This is a genomic window from Pseudoalteromonas sp. APC 3495, from assembly GCF_030407645.1.
GTDB lineage: Bacteria > Pseudomonadota > Gammaproteobacteria > Enterobacterales > Alteromonadaceae > Pseudoalteromonas > Pseudoalteromonas tetraodonis.
The window spans coordinates 23581-34248 of sequence record NZ_JASDDA010000042.1 but is presented as its reverse complement, the minus strand read 5'-3'; the positions used below and the strand labels follow the sequence as shown (position 1 = coordinate 34248).

The window sequence follows — 10668 nt, the reverse complement described above, 5'->3', positions numbered from 1 at the left end:
GTTACAACTAATTTATATCTTTTTTCTTGTACTACATATGACAAAAAACACTAAAAAATATAAATTACAATAAGTTACATTAAAAAATAAAAATAAAATGAGATTTTTCTTACACCAAAGTATGGTCAATGTCTTACAAGAGAAGGAGCTTTATCGGTCACGGCAGGCACAAAAAAAGCAGCTAAAGCTGCCTTTTTCACTAATTAACATTATATTATGTTAACAACATCTAAATAAATACGACTTTAGTGTAGACCACCAAGGTATTTAGAGAGTGTTTCAATGTCTTTATCTGTTAGTTTCTTTGCAATGTCCTGCATAACACCATTTAGGTCGTTATTACGAACACCATCTCTGAACTGTTCAAGTTGTGACTTGATGTATTCTGGATGTTGGAAAGAAATCTTTGGGAATTTAGCAAGTGAAGAGCCATTACCACGTGGACCATGACAAGCCGCACATGATGGGATACCGCGCTCAGCATCACCTGCTTTATATAACATTGCGCCTGTTTCTTGAACATCTTTCGGTGTAGCACCTTCAGACATGTTCAAAGAAGCAAAGTAAGCAGCCAAGTCTTTCATATCTTGATCACTTAATGGCATTGCCATACCGCTCATTACTGGATTCATACGACCTTCTTTACCACCCGAAGTCATACCTAATTTAAATTCAGTAAGTTGCTTGTATATGTAATCTGCGTGTTGGCCTGCAATTTTTGGGTAGATGTTAACCGGCGCATTACCGTCTGGGCCGTGACAAGCCGCACACGTTGCTGATTTTTCTTTACCTGCGTTTACATCGCCATCAAATGCTGTTGCGTTGCTTGCTGACAACGCACCAAGCAATATAGTTAAAGATAGTGCTATTTTTTTCATGGTGAATTCTCTGTTTCCGACCCTGTATCATCTACAATATGGATGTTGTGATTTTTATATTCTACACGATATTAAATTCTCTGGCACGTTTTCTACACACATTAAACCTATAAATTATAGGGTTTTGAGTAAAATTAAACGCTAAGCCAGTTAAAATGTACTGTCAGCAATGATCTTACATGCTCAAATACACTTTTTAATAGCTACTTTATAGTATAAAATACGCGCCACGGGTGAATTTGGTTTACCCAATGTTATTTTTTTAAGTTTTAGGAGAGCCTGTGCTCAAATCTCGTATCAAGTATAACACTGCGTCTTTTGTTACAAGCGCGCCAGACATCACTAAATTACCTGCTGATACGGGAATTGAAGTCGCGTTTGCCGGTCGCTCTAATGCAGGTAAATCAAGTGCGCTAAATGCCCTAACCGATCAAAAGTTAGCACGAACCAGTAAAACACCCGGCCGTACTCAGCTGATCAACACCTTTGAACTTGCCGATGTAGATAATATGCGCCTAATTGACCTACCTGGCTATGGGTTTGCAAAAGTGCCGATTGAAATGAAAAAGAAATGGCAAAAATCGCTAGGCGAATATCTGCAAAAACGTCAAAGTTTAAAAGGTATTGTGGTATTAATGGATATTCGTCATCCATTAAAAGATTTAGACCGCGACTTAATTAATTGGGCTGTAGGCAGTGAAATTCCGGTATTGGCACTATTAACTAAAGCCGATAAGCTAAAGCAAGGTCCGCGTAAATCACAAGTTCTTAGCGTACGTCGTGAGTTAAGTGAATTAGATGGCGATATTACGGTTCATGCATTTTCATCACTTAAAGGCACCGGCTTACCAGAAGTCGCTAAAAAGCTAGATGAGTGGTATTTAGGCCCAATAGTGGCCGTTCCACCTGCTGATTTAGTAGCGCCAGATAGCGAATAATTACTGTAAGTAAAATTTCTGCTGTGCGGAGGTAATAAAATAGCCGAGCTCATCTGTTTCGGCTATTTCAGCCCACTGATAAAACACATTTCGCGCAACTCGCGCAAAGCAGCCGTAGGGTAACTGCATATAAGGCACAGCCGCACCTTTGTAGTCATTGATATAAAGTGACTCAGAACGACCTAATAGCCATGTGCGGTTTAAGTTATCAATACAACAAATAACGCTTCCCTCTGATGTCGGTTCACTATGCCAATTTACAATAATAAAAGGCGCATCCTTCACCTCAATCGCGATTTTTTCTACGGGTGTTTTTAAGTAAAACTGCCCATCTTCGTTGCATAATACACTGGCAAAAAGTTTCACCATTGATTGACGGGTAATTTCACTACCTGCGTAAAACCATTTACCTTGCTCATCAATCAATAATGGTAACTGCCCGCAGTGAGCGGGCTGCCATTGTTCAAAAGGTTTGCTTGGCTCGCTGAGTTGCTTGCTAAGCTCGTTAAGTGAAATCACTGTTTTTTAAATGTCAGTGCAAAAGTAACTGGCACGGCAGTAGCAATTGAAGGTAATCCGGCTAATTTTTGTAACTGCATTACCCCTTCGGTGATCTTAAAGTCATCACTGTTGATAATGATAGGAGTGAATGATGCCACACTTAAATCTCCATTGGCCGCACTGCTTACGAGTACATCAACAGCAAGTGGCTTTTTATGACCATGAAAGTCTAGCTCAGCGCTAATACCTTTTAATACGTACTGCCCTGGTTGCTTAATAAGTGACAACTTATCAGATAAGTCAGCGGTTAATACTGCGTTTGCAAACGTGTCAGACTCAAACAATATCTTACTTAAACGTTCGTTACGGATTGGGATAAAGGTTTCGGCTGAGGTTAAATCAACGTTTACGCTAAATTGACCCTGATCGCTCAGCTGCCCTGCTAACTGAGTAAAGTGACTTGCTTCAGCAATGCTATTTTTTTTAATTGATACAAAACTTAATTGGCTTTTATCGTTCAATAGTTGCCAGTTTGCCGATGCAGCACCTGAAACTAGTAAACATGATAAAGATAAACCTGCGATAGCTAACGTTTTAAACATAATGCACTCCTAAAATAAAAAGACTTATACCGGTAAAAATAATACTTTGATCAGCCCAGCTGAAAATCATTAGTTACTGTGTGGTAAATCGAAAATGCTAAGTAGACTGATGGTATCACTTGAAACGCTAAGTGCAATTAGAGAATAAATTTAACGCTTGGATGCAAGGCAATAAAAAAACGGCCCATCAAATATATGATAGGCCGATATAGCGAACTGGGGAGAAGCTATTAATACGTTGCATCTTACGATGCATCATCAACAGGATGTCCTACAGGATGAGGACGGGCGGCACTTTACCAAAAGCAAGTGTAAAAATACAAGCATATTATTGATAATCGTAGCGAATTGACGAACCTCTAACGATTTAATACAAACTGCTGTTTAATTTAACTTTTTTTTAACCTGCAAGATAAAGAAAAAGCGCCTAGCGGCGCTTTATGATTCTCTTTTTGGACTCTGTATTTGGCCTATATTAAAACCAGTACAGTAGCGCTAAATTAGTGTGCTTGTTCCCAGTTATCACCTTCGTCAGCTTCAACAATAAGTGGTACATCTAACTGCGCCGCTTGTGACATCAGCTCACAAATCTGTTTGGTATATTGCTCAGTACATTCTGTTTTAATCTCAAATACCAATTCATCGTGTACCTGCATGAGCAGCTTAACTGTATTAGGTGCTTGCTGATTAACCCAAGTATGCACGCTTAACATCGCTTTTTTAATAATATCAGCCGCAGTGCCTTGCATCGGCGCATTAATTGCTGCGCGCTCAGCGCCTTTGCGACGAGCACCATTACGCGCATTTATTTCTGGTAAATGTAAGCGACGGCCAAAAATTGTTTCTACATAGCCATTTTCGGCCGCTTTTTCACGCGTTGTTTCCATGTACTCTAAAACACCTGGAAAACGCTCAAAATATTTATCGATATAATGCTGCGCTTCATGGCGTGGTACATCAAGTTGACGTGCTAAGCCAAATGCCGACATGCCATAAATTAAGCCAAAGTTTACCGCTTTAGCTTTACGGCGCATATCTGATGTTACATCTTCAAGCTCAACCCCAAATACTTCAGCAGCCGTGGCACTGTGAACATCTAAGCCATTAGCAAATGCGCTTAGTAATCCCTTATCTTGCGAGAGATGCGCCATAATACGCAGTTCTATTTGGCTGTAATCGGCAGCCACAATTTTATATCCATCTGCGGCAATAAACGCTTCACGAATACGACGTCCTTCCTCTGAACGAATAGGAATATTTTGTAAATTAGGATCGCTTGAGCTTAATCGACCCGTTGCTGTTACCGCTTGGTGATAAGAAGTATGCACTCGCTGCGTGCGTTCATTGACTATCAAGGGTAACTTATCGGTGTAGGTTGATTTGAGCTTAGATAAACCACGATGCTCAATAATCACTTTAGGCAGCGGGTAATCGTGTGCTAACTCTTGCAGTACTTCTTCTGCTGTAGAGGGCGCGCCTTTAGGTGTTTTTTTGATAACGGGCAATTCGAGCTTTTCAAATAACAGCACCTGTAGTTGCTTTGGTGAGCTTAAGTTAAACGGTTCGCCCGCGATTTCAAACGCTTCTTTTTCAAGCTCAAGTAATCGCTCACCTAAACGTTGGCTATGCGTGGCCAACATGTTGCTGTCGATAGCAACACCGGTGCGCTCAATATCAGAAATAACACTTACTAGTGGCATTTCTATATCTTCAAACACCGATTTTAGTTTTTCATCCGCTTCAAGTTTCGGCCATAACACTTGGTGCAAACGCAAAGTAATATCGGCATCTTCAGCGGCATAAGGCGCTGCTTTTTCAAGTTCTATTTGATTAAATGTAAGCTGCTTTTTACCTTTACCTGCAATATCTTCAAAGCTAATATTTTTGTGGCCTAAATATTTAAGCGCCAACGAGTCCATATCATGACGGGTGCCTACGCTATTAAATACATAAGACTCCAACATAGTGTCGAACTTAATACCATTTAATTCATAGCCTGCATTGGCAAGCACGCTTTTATCGTATTTTAGATTTTGACCTACTTTAGCTTTATTTTCGTCTGCTAATATCGGCCCCAACTTTTGCATCACAAATTCAAGGCTTAACTGCTCGGGCGCACCGGGGTAATCGTGTGCTATTGGTAAATAAGCCGCTTCCCCTGCTTTAACCGCAAAGCTCATACCGACCAATTGCGCTTTCATATACTCTAAACTGGTTGTTTCTGTATCAAAAGCAAATAGCTCAGCTTCATTAAGCTGTTCTATTAATGTCTCAAATTGGGCCTCAGTTAAAATAGTTTCATAGTGCGCATCTTCAACTTTTGGCAGCTCATTCTCTTGCGTTGGTACTGCTAAATGTGTGTCGGCATCTTTTGGGTTGTCTAGCAATTCAGCTAGCCAACGACGAAACTCACATTCACCGTATAAGGCAATTAATTCGTCTTTATTCGGTGTTTGTAATTTAAAAGTATCAAGATCAGATTCAACCTCAACATCACATTTAATAGTGGCAAGCTCATAGCTTAACGGTAAATGATCAATCGCTTTTGCCAGTTTCTCGCCTATTTTACCTTTTATATCAGAAGCATTATCAATTACGCCCTGAAGCGATCCGTACTTTTGTAACCATTTAACCGCTGTTTTAGGTCCACAACCCTCAACGCCAGGAATATTATCTACTTTGTCGCCCATTAAAGCTAAATAGTCGATAATAAGTTCAGGTCCAACACCAAACTTTTCAACCACAGTTTCGGGATCTGAAATGCTGTCGGTCATGGTATTAATCAAGGTTACATGCTCATTGACCAACTGCGCCATATCTTTATCACCAGTCGATACCAGCACATGACGTTGTTGCTCAGAGGCAATCCGTGCAAAAGTACCGATTACGTCATCGGCTTCCACGCCCTCAATACTAATTAACGGAAAACCCATTGCTTTGATAATACTGTGCAGCGGCGCTATTTGAGTACGCAGATCATCAGGCATTGGCGGACGGTTCGCTTTATACTCACTGTACATATCATTTCTGAAGGTTTTACCTTTGGCGTCAAATACCACCACCATATGTGAGGGATCATATTGTTTGATTAAACTTTTAAGCATGTTTACCACGCCATAAATGGCACCGGTGGCCTCACCCTTAGAGTTGGTTAGATGTGGTGGTGAATGATAAGCACGAAACAAATATGAAGAGCCATCAACTAAAATAAGCGGGTTTTCGGGGATCTGAGCCATGGTAAAATTGGATCCTAAATACAAAAAAGTAATATGAGTGTAAGCATGCCATAAGGCAGTAAATAAAACGACTGTGAATTAATGTGAGTAATCGCGCTACATTTTTAGTAAGTTGTGGATAACTATGTAGATAACACCCACAAGCAATTCATCCGAAGCACCTTGAAATGCCTAGATTAATTTGTAATTTATTGTTTTGTTTAAAAAAAGATAATTCGAGGTTCTTTTTTATTATTTTTTTATTAATGTGGAAAAAGCATTTATACCGTCACTGGTTTTATAACCCACCTTAATTATTTACGTCCATTTAAATAACTGGATGAGCATTCTAGCATAATGGATCAAAGATCATAGCGATCCTTTATAATTTTTTTCATGGCTACTAATCACTAAATGGCATATAGCGCATAACAACGTGCTTTGCGCCTAAAAAACGAGCAAATAAATTTTTAAATCGGCTGATTCATCGTGTTAAACTTTATTTAAGAGACTTTAATGGAGCGAAATGATATGAAAAATATAGCTGTAATTTTAGCAGGTTGTGGTGTGTTTGATGGTAGTGAAATTAATGAGGTGGTACTGACTTTATTACACATTGAAAAAAATAATGCTCAGTATCAGTGCTTTGCACCTGATATAGAGCAGTACCACACCATTAATCACATCACTGGTGAAGAAATAGCACAGCCGCGAAATGTATTAGTTGAATCAGCTCGCATCACCCGTGGCAATATAAAGTCACTCGCTGAATTAGACGTTACACAATTTGATGCACTCATTGTCCCTGGGGGCTTCGGGGTAGCTAAAAATCTATCTGACTTTGCTATTAATGGCACTAACGCTAAAGTAAACGAGGCAGTACTTAGCGCTTGTAAAGCGTTTGCGGATGCAAAAAAAGCCACGGGTTACATGTGTATTGCACCGGCTCTATTGCCTTTTATTTATCATAAACCTCAGCTTACTATTGGTAATGATAGCGACACAGCCGAGGCTCTTAGCACATTAGGCGCTGAACACGTAGAGTGTAAAGTGGATGATATTGTTATTGATAAAAGCAATAAACTCGTTACGACACCGGCCTATATGTTGGCACAGTCTATTATGGATGCAGATGCAGGAATCGATAAGTTAGTGCGTAACGTATTAGCTATGAGTTAGTCGTAAGGGCTTTGATCGCATTAAAGGCGTGATGATCCCGTTTTATAATTTAACTATGCGCTAAACCATGTAATTTTATTGAGTTAAGACAATCATTAGTCGTATTTCTAAATAAAATCGACTCTGAGCATTTTATAAATGACTTAGTGGAGTTATAATTGGTTTAAATTCCGTCATTTAAAATCGTGATTGATCACGTTCAAATTGAAGTGGGCAAGGCAAAATGAAAAAACTATCAGCTGCAGCATTACTTGTGCTAGCAACCACCGCATACGCACAGCCATATGATAACTCTATGACTGAAGATGCAATTAAAAAACGTTTAGCGCCTATCGGTGCTGTTTACCTTGAAGGTGAAAAAGTAGCGGTTGCTGCACCAACAGGGCCTCGTTCAGGCGAGCAAGTATATCAAGCGGCCTGTTTTGCTTGTCATGGTACAGGTGCTTTAGGCGCTCCTAAATCAGCTGACGATTGGGCTCCTCGTATTGCTAAAGGAAAAGATACCTTATTAGATCATGCAATCAACGGCTTCAATGCAATGCCGCCACGTGGTACATGTATGGATTGTTCTGATGATGAAATAAGCGCAGCAATCGACTTTATGACTGCTAAATAAAATCAGTCAGGCTAAAACTATAAATGAAAGGCTTACTCACAGTAAGCCTTTTTTGTTTCTAATTATCGATTTTTCGCAGCATAATTAAGATAAATATCTACTTGACGCAAAATGTTAAAAGTGGAACTATAATGATTAATAACTATACAAAAAATTATAACTGGTTAAACATCATTGGAAGATAAACTCATTGTACCGAGTAGCGTAGTGCGCCAAAATAAACGACTAAAAGCACTATTGAAAAAGTACAAACATGCCTACCACCTCCACAATGCCCTGATACAGCTATCAGAGCAAGCAAGTACTGTTGCCGAATTAACCTTACTTTACCCAGCTATTCATGACATTTTACAAAAGTATGTCCCGAGTAAAAGCTTTTATGTGGTGCTTGTTGAGCCGCAATCACAACAGTTGGAACTGTCTTATTTTTCTGATGAAAAAGATGGAATTTCTGTACCACTCAATCGGGAGAATAATTTTGAAGAAGGCGCAACGGGTTATGTGTTTAAGCAAGGAAAGACCACTTATTTCACTAAGCAACAAATGCATGATGCTGCACAGCAAGGCTTATTCAAAGCATTAGGTACACCTGCAGAACACTGGGTAGGCGTTCCAGTTTATCAAGAAAAAAATATTATTGGCGTATTAGCAGCGCAAAGTTACGACACTGAGCAAGGTTATAGTTCGCAACAAATAAACCTACTTGAAGCAATGTCACTTTATTTAGCGACAGCTATTGAACGCGTTAAGAAACGAGAGTTGCTCGAATCAGAAGTAAAACTAAGAACCCGTGCATTAACGCAAAGCAATGATGCTTTAAATGTTGAAATACAACAGCGAAAAAGCGCCCTGCAACGCCAGCAAATATTATTTAAAATTTCAGAGCTGACAACTCAAGCTAAAAACCTAGATGATGCTTATTTTCAAATACACGAAATAATAAAAACCATCACTTACGCAAAAAATCTTTATATTGCCTTGTATGATAAAGAAACGGGCTGGATTAGTTTTCCTTACAGTGTTGACGAATTTCAAGGCAGCACCCAACCAAGGCGCTTTGCAAAAGGGTACAGTGAGCTGGTGATCAGCACCGAAGAAACACAAATAATTCACCCGCAAAGAGCACAAGAGTTATTAGATAGTGGCATTGTAGAGCGTGAAAAACCAATTGATGAATCTAGAAGAGCCACCAGCTGGCTTGGCGCTCCGCTAAAAACATCGCAAGGAGTTATAGGTTTAATTGTTTGCCAAGCTTATAATAATGAACACCTTTTCACACAAGATGATGCAGAACTCATAACCTTTGTATCGCATCAAATTGCCACGGTATTACAAACAAAATTAGCCTCACAGGCGCTGAAAAAGAGCCACCAAGAGCTCGCTTCTCGAGTAAACGAAAAAACCAAAGAGCTAAGCCAAGCAAATTTGCATTTACAGATGCAAATTGATGAGCGTAAAAAAATAGAGCAGCAGCTGTATCACGATGCGCACCATGACTCATTAACAAGCTTGCCTAATCGTAATTTATTTTTAACGCAGCTAGAAAAAACGCTACAGTTTTACCAACGTCACCCTGATGAGCACTTTGCGGTACTGTTTATTGACCTTGATAAATTTAAAGATATAAACGACCAGCTTGGGCACCATGCCGGAGACGAATTTTTAATTAGCGTGGGTCAGTTGTTCTCTCAATGTATCCGTGAGCATGATTTATTAGCACGCTTAGGGGGAGATGAATTTGTAATTTTACTCACTCATTTAACCGAGCCAAACCAAGCTGAAGATGTTGCAAATCGAATCATCAACATCATGCGAAAACCTTTTTGTACAAAAGGTATTTGTGTGCAAAGCGGCGCGAGTATTGGTATCACTTATTCAAAACAAAGCTATAAACATACAGATGAAATTATTAGAGATGCTGATGCCGCAATGTATTACGCTAAAAACTCTGGTAAAAATCGCTTCGAATTATTTCACCCGTTACTCACAGAGCCAATGCTGCAACATGAGTCACAAACATTGCACCATCTTGATGTATTACCTATGACGTTTCGTAGCTCAGATATTATTTCTATGGATGAGCATTATCAATATGCCTCATTATTTGAAGCGTTTGGTGAACACCCTGTACTTGGCTTTACTAGTTTTGATATTTTAAAGAAATTTGCAAGTGATAAAGAACAGCATATAAAAGTAGAACTCCAACTGATTTTACAAGCGTATCAACAAGCGAAAGACTCTGAAATAAGCGTTGCTCTTCTGCCTTGCTCAAGTCTGCTTTTAGAAAAGCATGAGTTCTCTTTATTAACTGCTGCACTAAAGCAGCCATTAAACATTGATCCACTTTGTTTGTTGTTTGATGATCAAGAATTACGTTACGCCAGTGCGCTGCAACTAGAAAACTTAAAACAGCTTAAAGCGCTGGGCTACTCTATTGGTCTAAATAATTTCGCAAAGGATAAATGCGAGCTTAATTTAGTGACCGAGATAGAATTTGATTACTTACTATTAAGCTCCACTTTCAGTAAACGAATATTGCAGCAGGAATGCTATGACTTGCAGCTACAAGGTTTGCTGGCTATCACTAAACTTAAACACATTAAAGTGATTGCTAAAGGCCCGTCAATATTAAACTTCAGAGCCCTTTTAGATAAGCATGGCTTGAACTTGTTTGTTGCCAAACAGCACCCACTTAAAAGCGCGATACGTTCAACACTTATAAGCTCAGAATCAAAATAA

8 protein-coding genes are annotated in these 10668 nt (G+C 39.3%); 4 read left to right on the top strand and 4 right to left on the bottom strand.

The window, feature by feature from the left end; genetic code table 11:
- Positions 1-245: 245 nt before the first annotated feature.
- Complete coding sequence (locus QL984_RS14855; RefSeq protein ID WP_013463877.1) at positions 246-878, bottom strand: c-type cytochrome; 633 nt, start codon at positions 876-878, stop codon at positions 246-248.
- Between the two features lie 281 nt (positions 879-1159).
- Between QL984_RS14855 and yihA the strand changes: the two genes are divergently transcribed.
- The gene (yihA, locus tag QL984_RS14850; RefSeq protein WP_013463876.1) at positions 1160-1816 is read left to right on the top strand and encodes a ribosome biogenesis GTP-binding protein YihA/YsxC; all 657 of its coding nucleotides are present in this window, start codon (positions 1160-1162) and stop codon (positions 1814-1816) included.
- On the opposite strand, the gene QL984_RS14845 is transcribed toward yihA, so the two are convergent.
- The 3 genes from QL984_RS14845 to polA all read right to left on the bottom strand — a co-directional run bounded on the left by QL984_RS14845 (position 1817) and on the right by polA (position 6155).
- Positions 1817-2335, bottom strand: a complete 519-nt coding sequence (locus tag QL984_RS14845; RefSeq protein ID WP_024602130.1) for a DUF1285 domain-containing protein — start codon at positions 2333-2335, stop codon at positions 1817-1819. It lies immediately after the preceding gene.
- Complete coding sequence (locus tag QL984_RS14840; protein WP_013463874.1) at positions 2332-2919, bottom strand: YceI family protein; 588 nt, start codon at positions 2917-2919, stop codon at positions 2332-2334. The genes QL984_RS14845 and QL984_RS14840 overlap by 4 nt, the downstream gene beginning before the upstream one ends.
- Positions 2920-3419: 500 nt before the next feature.
- The gene (gene polA / locus QL984_RS14835; protein WP_290172908.1) at positions 3420-6155 is read right to left on the bottom strand and encodes a DNA polymerase I; all 2736 of its coding nucleotides are present in this window, start codon (positions 6153-6155) and stop codon (positions 3420-3422) included.
- Between the two features lie 510 nt (positions 6156-6665).
- On the opposite strand from polA, the gene elbB reads away from it, so the two are divergent.
- The 3 genes from elbB (at position 6666) to QL984_RS14820 (ending at position 10668) form a co-directional block, all read left to right on the top strand.
- Complete coding sequence (gene elbB / locus QL984_RS14830; protein WP_028834474.1) at positions 6666-7313, top strand: isoprenoid biosynthesis glyoxalase ElbB; 648 nt, start codon at positions 6666-6668, stop codon at positions 7311-7313.
- 223 nt (positions 7314-7536) lie between these two features.
- Complete coding sequence (locus tag QL984_RS14825) at positions 7537-7929, top strand: cytochrome c5 family protein (RefSeq protein ID WP_016899314.1); 393 nt, start codon at positions 7537-7539, stop codon at positions 7927-7929.
- 174 nt (positions 7930-8103) lie between these two features.
- Positions 8104-10668 carry a diguanylate cyclase gene (locus tag QL984_RS14820; RefSeq protein ID WP_013463870.1) on the top strand — a complete coding sequence of 855 codons (2565 nt, stop codon included), beginning with the start codon at positions 8104-8106 and terminating at the stop codon, positions 10666-10668.